This window comes from Phytomonospora endophytica (genome assembly GCF_014202425.1).
Lineage (GTDB): Bacteria > Actinomycetota > Actinomycetes > Mycobacteriales > Micromonosporaceae > Phytomonospora > Phytomonospora endophytica.
Map to the genome: position 1 here is coordinate 163,025 of NZ_JACHGT010000007.1, position 19,012 is coordinate 182,036.

Genomic DNA, 19,012 nt, shown 5'->3' on the forward strand with positions numbered 1-19,012 from the left:
GGCAGTGTGCCCCACGGGGTGATCTTGCGGCAAGGATTTCACCTTCTCTTCAGCCGGTGTCAATACCGTTCCCGGCCCTCCCCCGGGCAAGCTGGGGCTTCCCACCCCGCCCCCACAGGACTGGACCGTGTCTGCCGAGCCCATCGCCGCCCCGCACGCCTCCGCGCCCGTCGTCCCCGCTCCACGCGACAGTCCGGAGGCCGCGCCGGCCGACCGGCCCCCTCGCGAGCACCGGCACGACATCGACGTCCTGCGGCTCATCTGCGCCGTCGGGGTCGTCATGGGGCACGTCGGCGGGGACTACCTCATGTCCGTCGACGTCGATCCCGCAAAGGGTTCCGCCACGTACTGGACCGGCATGGTCTTCGACTCCTTCAGCCATTTCGCGGTCCCGATGTACTTCGCGATCGCCGGCTGGGCGGTACTGGTCGGCGCGCCGCCGAAGGACGGCAGGCGCCTGGCGCAGCGCCTGGTGCGCGTCGTGATCCCGCTGTTCGTGTGGACCGCGATCTATCTCGCCTGGGGCCGTCTGAACGGCACGAACGGCGGCTCGTCGGCCGAGTTCGCCTGGCAGTCGCTGCTCGGGACGATCCGGCCCGCCTACCACCTCTGGTATCTCTACACCTACGTCCCCGTCGTGCTCTTCCTCGGCTTCATCGTCCTGCTGAAGGCCGGGAAGCGGCCCTGGGGCATCGCCCTGGCCCTGCTCGGTTTCGCCGTCGCGGGCAAGCACACCGGCGACCTCGCGCAGTTCACCGGCTGGGAGCTGCCCACCTTCGCCTGGGGCTTCGGCGTCTACCAGGTCGTGTACGCCGCCGCCGGTGCGATGGTGCTGGCGTTGCACAACCGCAGGCTCCCACGCTGGGTCTGGCCGCTGGTCGCGACCGCGGCCATGGGCGGCGTGATCTGGTACCAGCACGCGGTCCATTACGTGATCCCGAACTCGAACCTGATCACCGCCGCGCTGATGCTCGGCGTGGCCCTGACGATCAGCCGGATGCGGGTGCCCGAGCGCATCCGCCCGCTCGTGGGCAAGCTGGGCGGCGCCGCCCTCGGCGCCTACATGGTCCACGTGCTCGTGCTGCGCACCCTCAGCGACTGGATCGCCCACCCCGGCCACGGCTGGTTCCCGGCGATCGCCGTCGCGGTGGGACTCACCGCGGCGACGCTCGTGATCGCCTTCGGCGCGAGCCTGCTGTGGGGAAGGCTGAAACTGCGCCGGCTGCTGGGGTAGGGCTACCCGCCGGTACGGGCGGCCGTGCCGGCACGGCGCCGCAGCTTGCGCAGGACCCGGCTGCGCTCGTGGTTCATGTCGAGGAGGGTCCGTTCCAGGATGTCCTGCGGCATGCGGCCCAGCGCGTCGGCGGCCATGCGCTTGAGGCGGCGCCCGGCGTGCGCCTCGTAGCGGCCTGCGGTCATCACGTGGAAGGCGATCATCGCGCAGTACGTGCGGACGGCCTTGGGCAGGAAGCGTTCGGCCTCGGCGTCGTCGCCGACCATCTCCAGAAGCGCGTCGTGCGCGGGCAGGAAGTCGAGCTGCCGGACGTCGCCGATCTGGGTCAGCGAGGTCGTGACACCGCGGCGGTAGAAGACCCCGAGCAGCCCGGCGACCGCGAAGGTCTTCGCCGTCAGGTGCAGCCGCCAGGTGAACAGCCGGTCCTCGGCGGTCCGCAGGTTCTCGTCGAAGCGCATCCCGCCGTCGGCGAACAGCCCGCGACGGTAGATCGCGGCCCACACGAAGGGGTAGTCCACCATCGTCTCGGAGTCGGCCGGGGTGATCACGTCGCGCGGGTTCAGGACCCACCCGCGCGGGGCGCCGGGAGCACGCACGGCCGTGCGTTCCAGCCCTTCGACGCGGACGTGGTCGGTCCGCACGAAATCGCAGCCGAGCCGCTCGATCGCACCGACCAGTTCCGCGAGATACCCGGGCCGGTACCAGTCGTCGCCGTCGAGGAAGGTCAGGTACTCGCCCTTGGCGGCGTCGATGCCGCTGTTGCGGGCCCTGGCGATGCCCCTGTTCTCCGGGTGCCTGATCACCGTGGTGTCGTGGCGTCCCCGCGCCCAGGCGTCCAGGATCCGGCTCGTCCCGTCGGTGGAGCAGTCGTCGACGAGGAGGAACTCGGTGCCCTCCGACGCGTTGGTGGCCAGCCCGCGCAAGGTGTCGCGGGCGAGATCCACCACGTTGTAGAACGGGACGATCACGGACAGCTTGGTCACTTCGGTTCTCCAGTCGCGGGTGTCGGCGGTACGGTCGCCAGGCCATGCCGGACCCTGGCCGACCCGGTCACCTCGGCGAGGAAGCCGGCCGCGTGCTCGCTCGCGTCCGCCGTGAGCCATTCCGGCCCGATCTCCTGGATGACCACGTCGACGCCGGTCCCGGCGAGCATCAGCGGCAGGGTGTGGACCATCGTCGACGGAAAACTGATGACGGTGCGCGCCGTCGGCCCGGTGCGGGCGTGCAGTTCGAGGGGAAGCTCGGGGTGGACCACCTCGACGCCGGTGCTCGCCACGAGCGCGGCCAGCTTGTCGGGGCTCTCTCTGCGGTGGGCGAGGTACCGGGTCACGCCGTGCCCGGTGACGAGACGCTTGACGCCCTCGAAGTAGGCCTCCCGCGAGACGACGCCCGTCTCGACGAGGGAGGTGCCCAGGAGGTCGACGGTGTCGATGACCTCGGGCGGCCCGAAGCGCGCCTTCGCCCACGCGTAGGTGTTGACCGTCAGCCGCACGCCTTCGGGCGCCGTCACCTCCAGCGAGGTGAAGACCTCCGGTTCGCGCGCGGCGAGCCACCGGGTCGCGCGCAGGGCGCGACCCGGTGGCCGATGCGTGCTGTGCCAGCGGACGAGGGGCCGTCGCCCGGCGAGCCGGGCGACGAACTCGATGGTGGCGGTCCCGTCGTCGACGACGACGACCCGCCGTGCCCGCGACAGCGGCAGAAGCGACTGCGCGAGCTGCGAGAAGGGATCGCCGAGGACCAGCGTGGCGGCGCGACACACCCGCGCCGACAGCACCGCTCCGCAGCGGGCCAGTTCCCGCATCCCGTCCCGTGGCGAGTACAACGACACCGTCAGGCCTTCGGCCCGGGCCAGTGCCGCCATCGCCCGCAGCTGCTCGCGCGCGGCGGCGGCCCGCGGGAGGATCACCGCGGCCGTCACCTCGCGCGGGTCGGCCGTTCCGTCACCGTGGGTCCACTCCAGCAGGTTCAGGATCTGTGCCGGGCTTTCGAGCAGCGCGAGCGTACGGGTCATGCCGGTTGCTGCTCCATGGACTCGGCGACCTGGCCGGGAACGCGGCGCAGCTTCTTCATCGCGGCCTTCTCACCTTCGTAGACCTGCTTGACACCGTCGCCGAGAGACGCCTCGACGGTGCGGATGTCACGCACGAGGCGCTGCAAGCCCTGCGGCTCGACGGAGGCGGCCTGGTCGGAGCCCCACATCGCGCGGTCGAGGGTGATGTGACGCTCGATGAACACCGCGCCGAGCGCGACGGCGGCAACGGTCGTCTGGAGGCCGGTCTCGTGGCCGGAGTAGCCGATCGGCACGTTCGGGTACTCGCGCTCCAGCGTGCCGAGCATGCGCAGGTTCAGCTCGTTCGTCGGTGCCGGGTAGGTGCTGGTGGTGTGGCAGAGCAGGACGCGGTCGCTGCCGAGGACCTCGACGGCGTGCCGGATCTGCTGGGGCGTCGACATGCCGGTCGAGGCGACGATCGTCTTACCGGTCTCGCGCAGACGGCGCAGCAGGTCGTCATCGGTCAGGCACGCCGAGGCGACCTTGTGCGCCGGGACGTCGTACGGCTCCAGGAAGTCGACACTCGGGACGTCCCACGGCGAGGCGAACCAGTCGATGCCGCGCTTGCGGCAGTGCTGGTCGATCGCGTGGTAGTCGTCGGCGTCGAACTCGACCTTGTGCCGGTAGTCGAGGTAGGTCATCCGGCCCCAAGGGGTGTCACGCTCGATCCCCCACTGGTCGCGGGGAACGCAGATCTCGGGGGTGCGCTTCTGGAATTTGACGGCGTCGCAGCCGGCGGCCGCGGCCGCGTCGATGAGGGCGAACGCGTTGTGCAGGTCGCCGTTGTGGTTGATGCCGATCTCGCCGGTGACGTAGACGGGGCGGCCGGGGCCGACCTCGCGGTCACCGAGCTGACGCATTCGAACGGTGGTCATCTCGCGTTCAGTTCCCTTCCAATGTCGAGCCAAGCAGCCACGCCGCGATCTCGCGGATCGCGCCATGTCCACCGCGCGTGCCGGTCACGGCACGCGCGGCCGCCCGTACGACCTCATGGGCGTCGGCGACCGCTACGGGCCATCCGACAAGGTCGAAGCAGGGCAGGTCGTTGACGTCGTTGCCGACGTAGAGCACCCGTTCGGGCGCGATCCCCTCTTCCTCGCACCAGCGTTTGAGGGCGATGTCCTTGCGGTCGATGCCGTGCAGGACGGGGACCTTGAGCTTGCGGGCGCGGGCGGCCACCACCGGGTTGGTCTCGGTGGACAGGATCAGCACCGGCAGTCCCGCACGGCGCATGGCCGCGACGGCCAGCCCGTCACCGCGGTGGACGGCGACGATCTCGCGGCCGTCGGCGTCGATGAGGACCCGGTCGTCTGTCTGGGTGCCGTCGAAGTCGAGGACGACGGCGTCGACGTCGTCCTGGGACGGGGTCCTGCCCCGTTCGAGGAGCGGCGCGAGCGCGCGGGCGCGCAGGAGGTCCGAGGGGTCGTCGATCTCCAGGGCGCGGGCCGGGTCGGTGGGGACCAGGGCGACACGGCCGAAGAAACGGTGGCCGTGTTCGCGCAGCCCATCGGCGCGCATCGCGTAGGCCGCGCCGGTCTCCAGGAACTCCGCGGGCCGCTGCTGGCGCATCGCGCGGTGCGCGGCGTCGTGGTTGACGCCGTGCACCCCCTTGATGGGGCCGCCGTCGGTGTCGCCCTGCCGCCAGACGAAGCCGTGGAAGGGCGCGGCGGTGAAGGAGGTGTCGGCGCCGTCGTCGAGGATCGCCGCGACCACACCGTCCACATCCGACGCCGTCAGGAACGGGCTCGTGCACTGGACCAGCACGACCACCTCGGTGCCGGCTCCCCCGTCAAGGGCGTCCATCGCGTGCAGCACCGCCGCCTCACTGGAGGCCAGGTCACCGGAGATCGCGGCCGGGCGCATCACCACCTCGGCACCGGCGTGCCTCGCCGCCGCGGCGATCCCGCCGTCGTCGGTCGACACCGCCACCCGCGTCACACGGCTCGCCGCCAGACACGCCGCCACCGCGCGCGCCACCAAGGGCACACCCGCCACCGGCGTCAGGTTCTTGCCCGGTACCCCCTTCGAGCCACCTCGCGCGGGGATCACCACCAAAACGCTCAACGCATCACTTTCCGTAGAGGAACTCACAACTGACCCCACCGGCGGATCACCGGCGCCAGCCGGTGCGCGGCGACCCGGTACACCGACCGCAGCGACCGCCTCGTCAGCCGGCGCACCGCGAGGCGCCCGGCACCCGCGGCCTCGGCCGCGACACCCGGCCGGGGCGAGCCGTCGGGCTCCAGTCCCTGCCGGGAGAGCAGACCGCGCAGGTAACCCCCCGCGCGGGACATCGTGTAATAGGGATCGAGACCCGGCAGGCCCTCGCCGTCACGGCGGGCGATCAGCTCGCCTACGCGCGCACGGACCGGCGCGAAAGGATCGACGCCGGCGGCCAGGACCCCGTTGCGCCGCAGCCAATCCGGGTCGGCGACGGGGTTGTCCCCCTCGTCCAGCTCATCCCAGGACGCCAGGCAGCCCGAGGACACGAAGTGGTGGTTGCCGAGGGACTCCCGCACACCCAGATCGGTGAGGATGACCGTCGGGATGCCCCGATGCAGCGACTCCAGCGCCGCGGTCGAACTGACCGTCACCGACAGGTCGGTGCGGTCGAGGACCTCGCCCATGTTCCCGTAGACCAGCGAGAGGTTGCCCGGAGCGTTCTCCAACCGCGCGAGGAGACGCTGGTAGGGGAAATCCTCCAGGTGCGTGGTGTGCTCCCCGGGACGGCTGCGCAGCTTCACCAGCACGTCACGCTCAGGATGCAGCCGCGCGTGCCGCGCCGCCCGCTCCAGGATGTAGAGCCGCTCACCGCGCAACGCCGGAGAGGACGGCTGGGCGGCGAAGCAGACCGTGTACCGGCGCTCGCCGCGCGTGACCGCGTCCGGGTCGTAGGGGGCACCGGAAAGGAAGGGGAGGCCCGTCTCGACGACCGACTCGGCGGGGACGCCGACGGCGGTGAAGACCTCACGGAAACGGTCGGCGTCGAAGACGCTGTTGGCCAATACGACGTCGGCGCCGGCGCGCAACAGAAGCCCGTCGGTCATCTTCTCGTAAACGACGCCGACATATCCCGTCACGACGACCGGGCGCTTCCGGCGGCCTTCCCAGGCCTTGGCGAAGCCGTGCATCGCGCTCTGCGCCACCCCGCCGGGGGCGGCCAGGATCACCACGTCGGCCTCGGCGAGCGCCGGGTCGGTGAGGAAGTCGGCGAGCGGCGCCTCGGCGAGCTCGTCGGGGCGAACGCCCACCTCATCAAGCTGGCGGGCGGTCGGAGTGGCCCTGGCGTGCAGGAACCGCGCCGTCAGGTGACACCCCGGGTCGACGCGGCGCGCCAGCAGCGCGCCCCACTTCCATCGGGTATCGGAATCGGCGAGGACATCGATCCGCAACGGTCGCACCGCCGGGGATGATGCCTGCGATCCGGCTGTCGTTGGTCCGGTCGGCACCGAACGGACACTAGGGCGGCTTCAGGTGAGTTCGCCTAAGGCAAATCCAACGCGAGGTAAACAACTCGCGTACATAAGTTCCCGGCCGCCGAATCGCCTTATCGGCCCTCTCACGCGCAATAAAGCCGATGTACTCTGCACGCGACTCCCGCAGAACAGCAGACCGCGGACCGACCGGCGCCGCTCCTCGACGCGCGCCCCGAACGCCAGGAGCACTCGTGAACGACACGGCCGCGGCCGCGACCGACGGCGGCGAGGACGCCACCGTCCAGCTGTTCCTCGCGTCCACTCTCTACGGGGCGGCGACGCTCGCGGCGGCGATCGACGCCGGGGCCTTCGGTGAGCGCGCGGCGCGGCGGATCCTGCTGGTGAGCACGAACACGCCGATCCCGGAGACGAGCACGGCGCTGGACGCCGCGCCCGGTTTCGCGCCGATCGCGCGCCGCTTCGACGAGGTCCTCGACTGGAACGCCACGATCCATCCGCAGCACCCGGCGGCGTGGGCTCCGCAGCCGGAGGACACGCCGATCTGGGAGCGGCTCCTGCGCGACCGCTGGGGTCTCGGGGAAGCGCCGGTGCGGCTGGTCGTCGAGTCCATTCAGGGCAATCCGGCGAGGGCGGTGGTCGACATCTTCGCCGACAGCGCGGTGGACCTGTACGCAGACGGGCTGATGAGCTACGGGCCGACGAGGGTGAAGATCCCCGGCGGTGTCGGCGGCCGGGCCGTCCGGTTGCTGCACCTGGACCTGGTGCCGGGTCTGACGCCGCTGCTGCTGGCCGAGCACGGTGTCGTGGCCGAGCAGGTCCCGGTGGAGGCGTTCAACGCCGTCCTCGCCGAGGTCGGCGAGGACTCCCCCGTCGACCTGCCCGCCCAGACCGGCCCCGCGCTGATGCTGGGGCAGTACCTCGCCGCGCTGGGGATCCTCACGGCCGCCGAGGAGGAGGCACTGCATCACCGGATGCTCGCCGGTCTGCTGGCGGCCGGGTACCGGTCGATCATCTTCAAGCCGCACCCGAGCGCGCCCGGCGGCACCGCCGAGACCCTCGCCAAGGCCGCGGCCGACAAGGGCGCCGAGCTGACGATCGTCGACACGCCGGTGCTCGCCGAGACGCTCTTCGCGCGACTGCGGCCGTCCCTTGTGGTCGGCTGCTTCTCCACGGCGCTGTTCACGGCCGCGACCTTCCACGGGCTGCCGGTGGCGCGGGTGGGGACGGAACTGCTGCTGCAGAAGCTGACGCCGTACCAGAACAGCAACCGCGTCCCGGTGACCATCGTGGACGCGCTGCTGCCGGATCTGGAGGCGAAGGGCTTCGCGGCGGCACCGCTGGACGTGTCGCCCGCGCGGATCGCCGAGACGCAGGCGCTGGTGACGGCCGTGGGCTACTGCATGCAGTCGCAGAACCGGCCCGACCTGCGCGAAGCCGCGGCCGCATTCCTGACCGCGCTGCCGAACGCGCGCATCCCGCGTTACTTCCGTCGGCGCCGGCTGACGGTGCTCGGCCTGCCCGGGGGCGTGCAGGGGCGCGCGGTCATCCCACGCAACCGGCTGACGCGCGGCGCGATGCGGACGGCGAAGGCACTGGTGCGCAAGGGGAAGGCGCTGAAGGGCGCGGAGTCGGGTGAGGGGTTAGAGGGGCGGGACTGAGGACCTAAGGTCTTCGGGCCGATGAAGGTCTCCAGGAGCGCGACCGAGTGCTTCTTCGCGACGGAGACGACGTTGTACCGGCTGTAGCGCCACTCCGCGCCGACGAGGTCGAGGGCCCAGCCGCAGAGGGCGAGGATGTCGGCGGACTCGTTGGCGAACTGGTAGCGGACGTACTCGTAGCGTTTGCCTTTCACCGTGGTGTGGTTGACGCCGCGCCAGCCGTCGGAGTGGATGAGGCCGCGCAGGAAGGGCTTGGGGTGTGCGGTAAGGATGTCGCGCTGCCAGTGTGCGAGGACGATGGGGCGCTCGTGCTTGCGTCCCCGCCCGTGCTGAGGGAAGAGGCAGGGCCAGTGCCGCGAGTGCGACTGCACGACCGTGCACCCGCCTCGCGTCACGCGGCCCGTCCGGTTCGGCAACACGGCCCGCATGGCTTGCGCGCACTCAACGAGCAGGTCGGTATAGGCGGCCGTGCAGGAGATCCGCAGCCGTGGCGTGTCACGGACCGCGGAGATGTCGCCGTCGCCGAGGTACAGGCCGAGGAGATAGGCGTAGCTCACCGGATCGGCCGGGAACCCGGCCGGATCATCGCACCGAAAGCAGGATGCGCCCCAGGGGTGAGTAGGATCGTCCGTGGCGAAGACCTTGCGGCACCAGTCCCGGACGGTGGGGCACGGAAGTCCGTGGGCGCGAGCAGTTTCGGCTATGGTCGCCCCGCCCGCGTACATTTCACGGGCCTTGCGGCGAAGCTCCAGCGAATACATGGAACGACCATCGCCGACAGGTACGACAATTCTTAAGACGCCGCTTCGAAAGCATGATTGGTGCCCTGGGTGGGATTCGAACCCACACTGAATGGAGTTTGAAGCCATTTTCTCTGCCAGTTGGAATACCAGGGCTTATTCAATTCTTTCGATGCCCTCGGCGAGGACTCAAACCAAAACCGGACAGTCCTCGCCAACACCAGACGCCATCCTACAGACCCCGCCGCGCCGACCGCACGCCCGTATCCGGGCGGCCGGTGCGTCCCACACCGCGAGCGGTCAGCGGCGGCCTCCGGCGCCGACCGGATAGGCTACTACCTCGCGCACGTGACCGGCACGAACGCACGCGCGCACGACCTTCCAGACGGACATCGAGAGGGCAGGCAGTCATGGCCGAAGAACCGCGCCGACGCGTACTCATCGCCGAGGATGAGGCGTTGATCCGGCTCGATCTGGCCGAGATGCTCACCGAGGAGGGCTACGACGTCGTCGCCGAGGCCGGCGATGGCGAGACGGCCGTCAAGCTCGCCGAGCAGCACCGTCCTGACCTGGTGATCTGCGATATCAAGATGCCCATCATGGACGGCCTGGCCGCGGCCGAGAAGATCGTCTCCGGGCGCATCGCGCCCGTGGTCATCCTGACCGCGTTCAGCCAGCGCGACCTCATCGCGCGCGCCAACAGCGCCGGCGCGATGGCCTACCTCGTCAAGCCCTTCCAGAAGAGCGACCTGGTGCCCGCCATCGAGGTCGCGATCGCCCGTTTCGCCGAGATGGTCGCCCTCGAACGGGAGGTCGCCGACCTCTCCGAGCGCCTGGAGACCCGCAAGCTCATCGACCGCGCCAAAGGCCTGTTGATGACGCGCTACGGGATGGCCGAGCCCGACGCCTTCCGCTGGGTCCAGCGGACCGCCATGGACCACCGTCTGTCCATGGGCGAGGTTGCCGCGCGGATCATCGCCGAAACGACCGAGGAGAAGGCCGCCGAGGGGCCACCCGAGTCGGTCTGATCGATTAACCGTTTGGCTGCTCTTAGCTCCTCCGCGCGGTTTTTCGTCACGTTAGATGACCTTGGCGGACACAGTACGATAACGGTTTGCCTTCACCTAACGTGAGCCCCTTCACAAGAACCCTCTTGCGCGATAACGTCCGTCGCCAGCGGGCCAGTTTCCGGCCTGTGCAGTCCTGAGCAAGGGTTGCTTCGGACAATGGTCCGATTCGCCCTGCCCTCAGGACCACCCGGGATCTCCAGGAGGGCAAGACTCGTGAGGCGAACACTCGTACGCACGCTGACCGGTGTGGCGGTCGCTGCGGCTCTGATCGGGACGGCGGCCTGCGCCCCGGCGGACAAGTCGGACGACACCGGCAGCGGTGGCTGCACCTACAAGATCGCGATGATGGGCCCGATCACCGGTCCGAACGCGGGTCTGGGCAAGCCGATCCTCGAATCGGTGAAGCTGGCGGTCGATCAGCACAACAAGAAGGACGCCGCGCACTGCGTCACCCTCGTCGAGTCCGACGACAAGGGCGACGAGGCCGTGGCCCCCGGTCTCGCCCAGCAGCTCGTCCAGGACCAGAAGGTCCTCGGCGTCGTCGGCCCGGCGTTCTCCGGCCCGACGAAGGCCTCCGGGCAGATCTTCGAAGACGGCGCCCTGCCGATCATCTCGGCCTCGGCGACCCGTCCCGACCTCGCCGACAACGGCTGGAAGACCTTCCACCGTTCGCTCGGTAACGACGCCAGCCAGGGCCCGGCCGTCGGCAAGTTCATCAAGGACACCCTGAAGGCCGCCAAGGTCTTCCTCATCGACGACAAGAGCGAGTACGGCACGGGCCTGGCCGACCAGGCCGCGACCGCGCTCGGCTCGGCCGTCGTCGACCGCCAGTCGATCCAGCCCAAGCAGACCGACTTCTCCGCGATCGCCTCGGCCGTCAACGCCGCCAAGCCCGACGTGGTCTTCTTCGCCGGTTACTACGCCGAGGGCGGCCCGCTCGCCAAGGCGCTGAAGACCGCCGGTGTGACCGCGACCTTCGTCGGCCCCGACGGCATCAAGGACCAGGGCTTCATCGACGGTGCCGCCGACGCCGCCGACGGCTCGATCATCACCTGCCCGTGTGTTCCCGCCGAGAAGGCGACCGGAACCTTCGCCGCCGACTACAAGGCGATGTTCGGTGCCGACGCCGGCACCTACGGCGCCGAGGCCTACGACGCCGCGACGGTCTTCCTGACCGGCATCTCGGCCGGTGTGGACAGCCGCGCGAAGATGCTCGAACACGTCAACGCCTACGACGCCCCCGGCGTCTCCAAGCACATCAAGTTCGACGACAAGGGCGAGATCGACAAGTCCGTCATCGTCATCTGGACCTACGACGTCGTGGACGGCAAGATCGTCGCCCGCGAGCCGATTCAGTAACCCCGACCCGAGTTTCCGTGGGCACGGCCTGCTCCGCTTCGGCCGTGCCCACGGCGCTCCCCGGGACCTGACGGTCCATTAAGGACGTGATTTGTGGACTTCTTCCAAGGTATGGCCGACAATTTCTCCAACCTTTGGACGATCATCGGCGACCTCACCGTCACCGGCCTGACCCAAGGGGCGATCTACGCGCTCATCGCCCTGGGTTACACCCTCGTCTACGGCGTGCTCCAGCTGATCAACTTCGCGCACTCGGAGGTCTTCCTCGTCGGAGCCTTCGGCAGCGTGATGGTGTGGGGCTGGCTCGGATACAGTTCCGGCGCCGCGGCCGTACCGCCCCTGCTCGTCGTGATCGGGATGCTCCTGCTGGGAGCCGTGACCGCGTCGATATTCTCCGGCGGGACGGCCCTCATCATCGAGCGCGTCGCCTACCGGCCGCTACGGCGAAAGAACGCGCCGAGGCTGATCTTCCTGATCACCGCGATCGGCGCCTCGGTGGCCATCTCGGAGATCGTCGGCCTGCTCGTCGACCGCAAGGTCGTCTCGACCCCGGCCCTGGTGCACCAGAAGTTTCAGGTGTGGTTCGACCCGAGCGACATCGGCCTCAACATCAACTCCTTCGGCATCACCAACCTCCAGATCGGGATCGTGCTCTGCGCGATCGGGATGTGGCTGGCGCTCGACCTGTTCCTCAACCGCACCAAGTTCGGCCTGGGGATCCGCTCGGTGGCCCAGGACGAGGACACCGCGGCGCTGATGGGCGTCAACAAGGACCGCGTCATCATGCTCACCTTCCTCCTCGGCGGTCTCGCCGCGGGCGTGGCGGCGGTCCTGTACAACCTGAAGTTCCCCCAGATCACCTTCGACATGGGCTTCCTGCTGGGCATCAAGGCGTTCACCGCCGCCGTGCTCGGCGGCATCGGGAACCTGCGTGGCGCCCTCGTCGGCGGTCTCGTGCTCGGCCTCGTCGAGAACTGGGGCGCGGGCTTCTTCGGCAACGACTGGATGAACGTCACCGCGTTCGTCGTCCTCGTCGTCGTGCTGATGTTCCGTCCCACCGGAATCCTCGGTGACTCCCTCGGGAAGGCGAGAGCATGACGCTGACCGACAAGCTGCGCACGGCCGGGCAGAAGATCCGCACGGCCGACGAGAAACGGGCCTCCTTCATCCAGGGCGCCCGCGGACGCTGGCACGACCTGCCGAAGGCGTGGCGCATCGCCGCCGCCCTCGCCGGCGTCGTCGTGCTCTTCGCGCTGCCGAACCTCTACATCCCCGGAATCCCGTTCCGCACCGACGAGGTCGACGGCGGGAACTCCTTCGGGTTCGTGCTGTCCACCATCGCCATCTACGTCCTCGTGGCCATCGGCCTCAACGTCGTGATCGGCATGGCCGGCCTGCTCGACCTCGGCTACATCGGGTTCTACGCCGTCGGCGCCTACTCGGTGGCCCTGTTCGGGTCACCGCAGTCGATCGTCGCCACGAAGTTCCCCTGGCTGATCTGCGTGCCGATCGCGATCGCCCTGGCCATGGTCTCCGGGGTCATCCTCGGGACACCGACCCTGCGGTTGCGCGGCGACTACCTCGCCATCGTCACCCTCGGCTTCGGTGAGATCGTGCGCCTGATCGCGGTCAACGCCGAGTTCACCAACGGCACCTCCGGACTCGGCGGGATGCCCACCCCGCCCGGCACCTGGCCGGCCGGCACCGAACTCGAAGGTACGAAACTGTTCAGCGTCAACGACTCCCGGCCGTTCTACTGGCTCACGCTGGTGCTGATCTTCGCGGTCATCTTCGGGGTCAAGCAGCTCGAACGCAGCCGGGTCGGACGCTCCTGGCTTGCCCTGCGCGAAGACGAGGACGCCGCCTCCCTCATGGGCGTGGCGACCTTCCAGTTCAAGCTCTGGGCCTTCGCCATCGGCGCCGGCATCGGCGGCCTCTCCGGCGCCATGTTCGCCAGCCGCAACGGCCACTTCGGCTCCAACAGCATCACGCTGCTGCTGTCGATCATGTTCGTCGCGGCGGTCGTGCTCGGCGGCCAGGGCAACATCCTCGGCGTCACCGTCGGCACGGTCCTGGCGTTCTATCTGCCCGAACGCTTCCGGTCCTTCGCCGACAAGCGCGACCTGATCTTCGGCCTCGCGCTGATCCTCATCATGGTGCTGCGCCCGCAGGGCCTCCTGCCCAGCAGACGCCGGGCCCGGGAGCTGGCCGACCGCAGACAGGAAGCGAAGGAGGCGACGATCGTTGGCTGAGTCGATCGCGGACGAAGAGACCGTCGCGGACCCGTCGACCCTGCTGTCGGTGGACAACGTGACGCTGAGATTCGGTGGCGTCGTCGCCCTGGACCAGGTCGAGTTCGAGGTGCGCCAAGGCGAGATCCTCGCGCTCATCGGCCCCAACGGCGCCGGGAAGACCACGTGCTTCAACGTGATGACCGGGCTCTACAAGCCGACCGAGGGCAAGGTCCGCTTCGACGGCAAGGTCCTCACGGGCCGCAAGCCCCACCTCATCACCCGAATGGGCATCGCACGCACCTTCCAGAACATCCGCCTGTTCCCCGAGATGACGGCCATGGAGAACATCCAGGTCGGCGCCGACGCGCATCACAAGACCAGCGTCGTCGGCGCGCTGCTGCACCTGCCGCGGCACGTCCGGGAGGAGAAGGACGGACGGCGCCTGGCCGCCGAACTCCTGGAGTTCGTGGGCCTTGAGGGACGCGGCGGCGAACTCGCCCGCAACCTCCCCTACGGCGACCAGCGCCGGCTGGAGATCGCGCGGGCACTGGCCACCCGGCCGAAACTGCTGTGCCTCGACGAGCCGGCCGCCGGCTTCAACCCGGCCGAGAAGGAGCGGCTCCAGCAGCTGATCCGCGACATCCGCGAACGCGGGCACACCGTCCTGCTCATCGAGCACGACATGCGCCTGGTGATGGGTGTCGCCGACCGGATCGTGGTGCTGGAGTTCGGTCAGAAGATCGCCGACGGCGCGCCCGCCGAGATCCGCGAGGATCCTCGGGTCATCGCCGCCTACCTGGGGGTGCCCGAGGATGCTGCTTGAGATCGAGGACCTGAACGTCCACTACGGGCGCATCCAGGCGCTGCACGGGATCAGCCTGACCGTCGACGAGGGCGAGATCGTGGCCCTCATCGGCGCCAACGGCGCGGGCAAGTCCACCACCATGCGGGCCATCTCCGGACTCCGGCGGGCCTCGGCGGGACGGATCCTGTTCGGCGGGGACGACATCACCCGCATGCGGGCCGACCGCCGGGTCGTCGCCGGGATCTCCCAGGCACCGGAAGGCCGCGGGATCTTCCCCGGCATGACGGTCCTGGAGAACCTGACGATGGGCGCCTACACCCGCAAGGACAAGGCGGCCGTGGCCGCCGACCAGCAGCGGGTGTTCGAGCTGTTCCCACGCCTCGCCGAGCGGCGCAAGCAGCCCGGCGGGACCCTGTCGGGCGGTGAGCAGCAGATGCTCGCGATCGGCCGTGCGCTGATGTCGCGGCCGAAGCTGATGCTGCTCGACGAGCCCTCGATGGGGCTGGCGCCGATGCTCATCCGGCAGATCTTCGACATCATCCTGGAGATCCGCGAACAGGGCACCACGATCCTGCTCGTCGAGCAGAACGCGCAGCAGGCGCTGTCACGCGCCGACCGCGCGTACGTGCTGGAGACCGGGGCGATCACCCGCTCCGGTTCGGGTTCGGACCTGCTGGTCGACCCGGCGGTGCGCGACGCCTACCTCGGCGTGGCCTGATCGCCGACGACGCGGGCGCCCCGGGTGGATTCACCCGGGGCGTTCGCTATTCCCAGGCTTTCGGGTCCTCTGTGAAGCGGCGGACCTTGTCGGGGAGCTCACCGGCGGCGACGTCGGCGACGGTGACCGATTCGAGGATCTCGCGTTCGCTGGCGCGCAGGGCGATCCAGACGTCCTGGAGAGCCGCCGCGGCACCCGGGTAGCCGAGGTGTTCGGGCCGGTGGCCGCGCACGCCGAGAAGCGGGCCGTCGACGACGCGGATCACGTCGGCGAGGCTGATCTCGGCGGCCGGAAGCGCCAGGCGATGGCCACCGTCGGGGCCGCGCCGGCTCGTCACGAGCCCGCCCCGGCGCAGCTGGAGGAGGATGCTCTCCAGGAACTTCGCCGGGATCTCCTGGGCGGTGGCGAGCCGTTCGGCGCTGACCGGGTCCTCACCCGACACGGCGAGCTGCACGGTCGCGCGAAGCGCGTAGTCGACCCGCGCGGAGAGGCGCACTAGGGCACCCCGGCGGGGATCGAGGGCATGGCCCGCAGCAGGCCCTCCTGAACGGCGCTGGCGATGTGGCGGCCGTCGGCGGCGAAGAACTGGCCCGTGGCCAGGCCCCGGCCGGCCGAGGCGGAGGGGCTGAGCGAGTCGTAGAGGAACCACTCGTCGGCACGGAACTGGCGGTGGAACCACATCGCGTGGTCCAGGCTCGTGCCCAGGTACCCGCCCGGACCCCAGACCTCGCCGTGCTGGTTGAGGACGGTGTCGAGGAGGGTCAGGTCACTGGCGTAGGTGAGGACGCAGACGTGGATGAGCGGATCGTCGGGGAGTTTCCCGTCGACCTTCATCCAGACGCGCTGCTCGGGCCCGCCGGGACGGGCACCGGAGCGCGCGAAGCCCGACTCGCCGATGTAGCGCACGTCGATGGGGCGCGGCGTGCGCGCCCAGATCCCGAGCCGGTCGGGGGTGTCGGCGAGGCGCTTGGCCAGCGTCGGCACCTCGCCGGGCGGCGGGACGTCGGGCATCTCGTCGGCGTGTTCGAGGCCCTGCTCGCCGATGTGGAAGGACGCCGACATGAAGAAGATCGTCTTGCCCTGCTGGAGGGCGACGACGCGGCGCACCGAGAAGGAGCGACCGTCGCGGATGCGTTCGACCTCGTAGACGATCGGCAGGGTCGAGTCGCCCGGCCGCACGAAGTACCCGTGCAGCGAGTGGACGTGCCGGTCGGCGCTGATGGTGCGGCCGGCCGCCACGAGGGCCTGCCCGGCGACCTGTCCCCCGAAGACGCGCTGTGGCGCGACCTGGGGACCGGCGCCGCGGTAGATGTCGCCGTCGATGTGCTCGAGATCGAGGACGCGGAGGAGGTCGTCGACCGCGTCCTGTCCGACGAGGATGTTCATGTCGTCCCCTCGCTGTTCTCGGCTGCGGTCATCGGCCGCGGGTCCTCGTGGCGGGCTCGGCTCATTCCTTGTCCAGCGAACCGATGCGGTGCACGCGGATGGTGTTGGTCGAGCCGGGCGTCCCGGGCGGGCTGCCGGCCACGATCACGACGAGGTCGCCGGGCTGGGCGCGGCCAACGCTGATGAGCGCGTGGTCGACCTGCTCGAACATCTCGTCGGTGTGGTGCACGAACGGGACCAGGAAGGACTCGGTGCCCCACGACAGCGCCAGCTGGCTGCGCACCGACGGTTCCGGTGTGAAGGCCAGGAGGGGCAGGTCGCTGTGCAGGCGCGCGAGGCGCCGCACGGTGTCGCCGGTCTGGCTGAAGGCGACCAGGGCCTTGGCGTCGATGGCCTCGGCGATGTTGATGGCCGCCGCGGTGATCGCGCCGCCCTGGGTGCGGGGGGCGTGCCCGAGGTGGGGCGCGTCGATGTTGCCCGCCTCGGTCGTGGCGATGATCCGCGCCATGGTCCGCACGGTGACGATCGGGTAGCGGCCGACACTGGTCTCGCCGGAGAGCATCACCGCGTCGGCGCCGTCGAGGACGGCGTTGGCGACGTCGGAGGCCTCGGCGCGGGTCGGGCGCGAGTTCTCGATCATCGAGTCGAGCATCTGGGTGGCCACGATGACCGGCTTGGCGTTCTCGCGGCACAGCTGCACGGCGTGCTTCTGCACCAGCGGGACCTGTTCGAGGGGGAGCTCGACGCCCAGGTCGCCGCGGGCGACCATGATGCCGTCGAAGGCCATCACGATCGACTCCAGGCGGGTGACCGCCTCCGGCTTCTCGATCTTGGCGAGCACCGGGAGACGCGAGCCCAGCTCGTCCATGATCGCGTGGACCGGCTTGATGTCCTCGGGCGAGCGCACGAAGGACAGCGCGATCATGTCGACGCCGAGGCCGAGGGCGAACCTGAGGTCCGCGGTGTCCTTCTCGGACAGGGCGGGGACGCTGATCGCCACGTTCGGCAGCGACAGGCCCTTGTTGTTGGAGACCTGCCCGCCTTCGACGACGAGGCAGCGGATGTCGTCGCCGTCGACGTCGAGGACTTCGAGCGCCAGCTTGCCGTCGTCGACGAGGAGCCGGTCGCCGGCGTGGACCTCGGCGGGGAGTTTCTTGTACGTGACCGAGACGCGCTCGGCGGTGCCGGGGCAGTCGTCGCTGGTGATGGTCACGTGGTCGCCCGTGCTCCATTGAACGGGACCGTCGGTGAAGGTGCCGAGCCTGATCTTCGGGCCCTGCAGGTCGGCCAGGATGCCGATGGGCCGCCCCGTCGCTGCGGCGGCCTCCCGCACGAGCTGGTAGACCTGCTCGTGGTCGGCGTGCTTGCCATGGGAGAAGTTGAGTCGGGCGATGTCCATCCCGGCTTCTACAAGGCCCCGGATCCGGTCGGGAGTGGCGGTGGCGGGGCCGATGGTACATACGATCTTCGCGCGACGTGTCACGTCGATCAGGGTAGCCGTGGATGACCCGCCGGAATCGGCTGGGGAGGGAAGGCGCCCACCCCGCCTCGGCGGGGTGGGCATCCTGTCCGTTATGGCCGGTCAGCGGCTGTGGCAGCCGATACCGGGCCCGTCGTCGGAGGTCGGGTAGGAGCAGGTGTCCTTGTTCCCGCCGGTCGGCTTGACCAGGTAGGCGGTGTCGCTGGTGTTGTTCCAGATGTAGGAACCGCTGTTCCAGTACAGGTGGTAGGTGCTGGCGGTGCCCTTGCCGGTGTGGATCGTGACGGTCTTCTTGGCGGGGAGGCGGTAGGTGGGGAAGGTGAAGGTGTGCCCCGCCTTGTCCTTGATCTTGTATCCGGTGAGGGTGAGCGCGGTGCTGTAGTTGTTGTGGACGGTGATCCACTCGTCGTTGCGGGAGGCGTTGGAGCCCGTGTCCTTCCCCGCCGAGTCGTAGCGGATGTAACCGATGTGCAGCGTCTTCGGGTCGCTGGCGGCGTGGGCGGCGCTCGACAGGCCCAGGTTCGCCGCGAGGGCGGCGACCAGGATGAAGGCGGCCGACAGCAGACGGCGTGTGCGCATGGGGATTCTCCTTGCGTGGGCTGATTCCGGGCCCTGGGCTGGGGCCGGAATCGGAACACTACGTGTCGGAGTGGTCGCCGGCGCTCATCGGAAGCGGCGGGCCGAGCTCGGCCGATCGGGCCGTTGTATCGATCTTGACCTGCGGAAACGCGGTGCACTGTGCAGGGCTAGCGGGTGCCGGGGCGGGCCGCGTCACCCGCTCGGGCGATACGAGACGCGGGCGTTCGGGCACGGTCCCGGACGCAACGGGCGGATCGGGCGC

The 19,012-nt window shown here is 69.8% G+C and carries 17 protein-coding genes and 1 tRNA gene; 8 read left to right on the plus strand and 10 right to left on the minus strand.

All coding sequences use genetic code 11. The annotated features are described in order from the left end of the window. Positions 1–127: 127 nt before the first annotated feature. Positions 128–1,234, plus strand: a complete 1,107-nt coding sequence (locus tag HNR73_RS17335; RefSeq protein ID WP_203686757.1) for an acyltransferase — start codon at positions 128–130, stop codon at positions 1,232–1,234. A gap of 2 nt (positions 1,235–1,236) precedes the next feature. Here the strand turns inward: HNR73_RS17335 and HNR73_RS17340 are convergent, their stop codons facing one another. From HNR73_RS17340 to HNR73_RS17360, 5 genes are read right to left on the minus strand one after another with little or no spacing between them, the layout of a single operon-like run. Then, positions 1,237–2,217, minus strand: a complete 981-nt coding sequence (locus HNR73_RS17340) for a glycosyltransferase family 2 protein (protein ID WP_184788542.1) — start codon at positions 2,215–2,217, stop codon at positions 1,237–1,239. Next, complete coding sequence (locus tag HNR73_RS17345) at positions 2,214–3,245, minus strand: hypothetical protein (protein ID WP_184788543.1); 1,032 nt, start codon at positions 3,243–3,245, stop codon at positions 2,214–2,216. The genes HNR73_RS17340 and HNR73_RS17345 overlap by 4 nt, the downstream gene beginning before the upstream one ends. Beyond that, positions 3,242–4,159, minus strand: coding sequence for an N-acetylneuraminate synthase family protein (locus HNR73_RS17350; protein WP_184788544.1), 918 nt, complete (start codon positions 4,157–4,159; stop codon positions 3,242–3,244). The genes HNR73_RS17345 and HNR73_RS17350 overlap by 4 nt, the downstream gene beginning before the upstream one ends. Positions 4,160–4,166: 7 nt before the next feature. After that, complete coding sequence (locus HNR73_RS17355; RefSeq protein WP_203686755.1) at positions 4,167–5,348, minus strand: acylneuraminate cytidylyltransferase; 1,182 nt, start codon at positions 5,346–5,348, stop codon at positions 4,167–4,169. 23 nt (positions 5,349–5,371) lie between these two features. Further along, the gene (locus tag HNR73_RS17360; RefSeq protein ID WP_203686753.1) at positions 5,372–6,685 is read right to left on the minus strand and encodes a DUF6716 putative glycosyltransferase; all 1,314 of its coding nucleotides are present in this window, start codon (positions 6,683–6,685) and stop codon (positions 5,372–5,374) included. Positions 6,686–6,951: 266 nt separating this feature from the next. Here HNR73_RS17360 and HNR73_RS17365 point away from each other — a divergent pair, with 266 nt between their 5' ends. Then, entirely contained in the window at positions 6,952–8,379 is a 1,428-nt protein-coding gene (locus HNR73_RS17365) for a polysialyltransferase family glycosyltransferase (protein ID WP_184788545.1), read from the plus strand. 819 nt (positions 8,380–9,198) lie between these two features. Here HNR73_RS17365 and HNR73_RS17370 read toward each other — a convergent pair. Continuing rightward, positions 9,199–9,275, minus strand: a tRNA-Leu gene (locus HNR73_RS17370). A 254-nt stretch (positions 9,276–9,529) separates the two neighbouring features. Between HNR73_RS17370 and HNR73_RS17375 the strand changes: the two genes are divergently transcribed. From HNR73_RS17375 to HNR73_RS17400, 6 genes are all read left to right on the plus strand, one after another. Continuing rightward, the gene (locus tag HNR73_RS17375; protein ID WP_184788546.1) at positions 9,530–10,147 is read left to right on the plus strand and encodes an ANTAR domain-containing response regulator; all 618 of its coding nucleotides are present in this window, start codon (positions 9,530–9,532) and stop codon (positions 10,145–10,147) included. 255 nt (positions 10,148–10,402) lie between these two features. Next, the gene (locus HNR73_RS17380) at positions 10,403–11,548 is read left to right on the plus strand and encodes a branched-chain amino acid ABC transporter substrate-binding protein (RefSeq protein ID WP_184788547.1); all 1,146 of its coding nucleotides are present in this window, start codon (positions 10,403–10,405) and stop codon (positions 11,546–11,548) included. Positions 11,549–11,659: 111 nt separating this feature from the next. Next, entirely contained in the window at positions 11,660–12,646 is a 987-nt protein-coding gene (locus HNR73_RS17385; protein ID WP_184788548.1) for a branched-chain amino acid ABC transporter permease, read from the plus strand. Beyond that, positions 12,643–13,800 carry a branched-chain amino acid ABC transporter permease gene (locus tag HNR73_RS17390; RefSeq protein ID WP_184788549.1) on the plus strand — a complete coding sequence of 386 codons (1,158 nt, stop codon included), beginning with the start codon at positions 12,643–12,645 and terminating at the stop codon, positions 13,798–13,800. The genes HNR73_RS17385 and HNR73_RS17390 overlap by 4 nt, the downstream gene beginning before the upstream one ends. Continuing rightward, the gene (locus HNR73_RS17395) at positions 13,793–14,605 is read left to right on the plus strand and encodes an ABC transporter ATP-binding protein (RefSeq protein WP_221330966.1); all 813 of its coding nucleotides are present in this window, start codon (positions 13,793–13,795) and stop codon (positions 14,603–14,605) included. The genes HNR73_RS17390 and HNR73_RS17395 overlap by 8 nt, the downstream gene beginning before the upstream one ends. Beyond that, entirely contained in the window at positions 14,595–15,305 is a 711-nt protein-coding gene (locus HNR73_RS17400) for an ABC transporter ATP-binding protein (RefSeq protein WP_184788550.1), read from the plus strand. Before HNR73_RS17395 ends, HNR73_RS17400 begins: the two co-directional genes overlap by 11 nt. Positions 15,306–15,351: 46 nt before the next feature. On the opposite strand, the gene HNR73_RS17405 is transcribed toward HNR73_RS17400, so the two are convergent. The 4 genes from HNR73_RS17405 to HNR73_RS17420 form a co-directional block, all read right to left on the minus strand. Beyond that, positions 15,352–15,801, minus strand: coding sequence for an RrF2 family transcriptional regulator (locus tag HNR73_RS17405; RefSeq protein WP_184788551.1), 450 nt, complete (start codon positions 15,799–15,801; stop codon positions 15,352–15,354). After that, positions 15,801–16,691, minus strand: coding sequence for an acyl-CoA thioesterase (locus tag HNR73_RS17410; RefSeq protein ID WP_184788552.1), 891 nt, complete (start codon positions 16,689–16,691; stop codon positions 15,801–15,803). Before HNR73_RS17410 ends, HNR73_RS17405 begins: the two co-directional genes overlap by 1 nt. Positions 16,692–16,752: 61 nt before the next feature. After that, positions 16,753–18,180, minus strand: a complete 1,428-nt coding sequence (gene pyk, locus HNR73_RS17415; RefSeq protein ID WP_184788773.1) for a pyruvate kinase — start codon at positions 18,178–18,180, stop codon at positions 16,753–16,755. A 93-nt stretch (positions 18,181–18,273) separates the two neighbouring features. Continuing rightward, complete coding sequence (locus tag HNR73_RS17420; protein WP_184788553.1) at positions 18,274–18,750, minus strand: lamin tail domain-containing protein; 477 nt, start codon at positions 18,748–18,750, stop codon at positions 18,274–18,276. Positions 18,751–19,012 lie beyond the last annotated feature (262 nt).

What these genes read in the sequence shown, in the direction of transcription:
- HNR73_RS17345 (WP_184788543.1), bottom strand. Translation starts at nt 3,245, where the DNA reads ATGACCCGTACGCTCGCGCTGCTCGAAAGCCCGGCACAGATCCTGAAC.
- HNR73_RS17350 (WP_184788544.1), bottom strand. Translation starts at nt 4,159, where the DNA reads ATGACCACCGTTCGAATGCGTCAGCTCGGTGACCGCGAGGTCGGCCCC.
- HNR73_RS17375 (WP_184788546.1), top strand. Translation starts at nt 9,530, where the DNA reads ATGGCCGAAGAACCGCGCCGACGCGTACTCATCGCCGAGGATGAGGCG.
- HNR73_RS17385 (WP_184788548.1), top strand. Translation starts at nt 11,660, where the DNA reads ATGGCCGACAATTTCTCCAACCTTTGGACGATCATCGGCGACCTCACC.
- HNR73_RS17390 (WP_184788549.1), top strand. Translation starts at nt 12,643, where the DNA reads ATGACGCTGACCGACAAGCTGCGCACGGCCGGGCAGAAGATCCGCACG.
- HNR73_RS17400 (WP_184788550.1), top strand. Translation starts at nt 14,595, where the DNA reads ATGCTGCTTGAGATCGAGGACCTGAACGTCCACTACGGGCGCATCCAG.
- HNR73_RS17410 (WP_184788552.1), bottom strand. Translation starts at nt 16,691, where the DNA reads ATGAACATCCTCGTCGGACAGGACGCGGTCGACGACCTCCTCCGCGTC.
- HNR73_RS17420 (WP_184788553.1), bottom strand. Translation starts at nt 18,750, where the DNA reads ATGCGCACACGCCGTCTGCTGTCGGCCGCCTTCATCCTGGTCGCCGCC.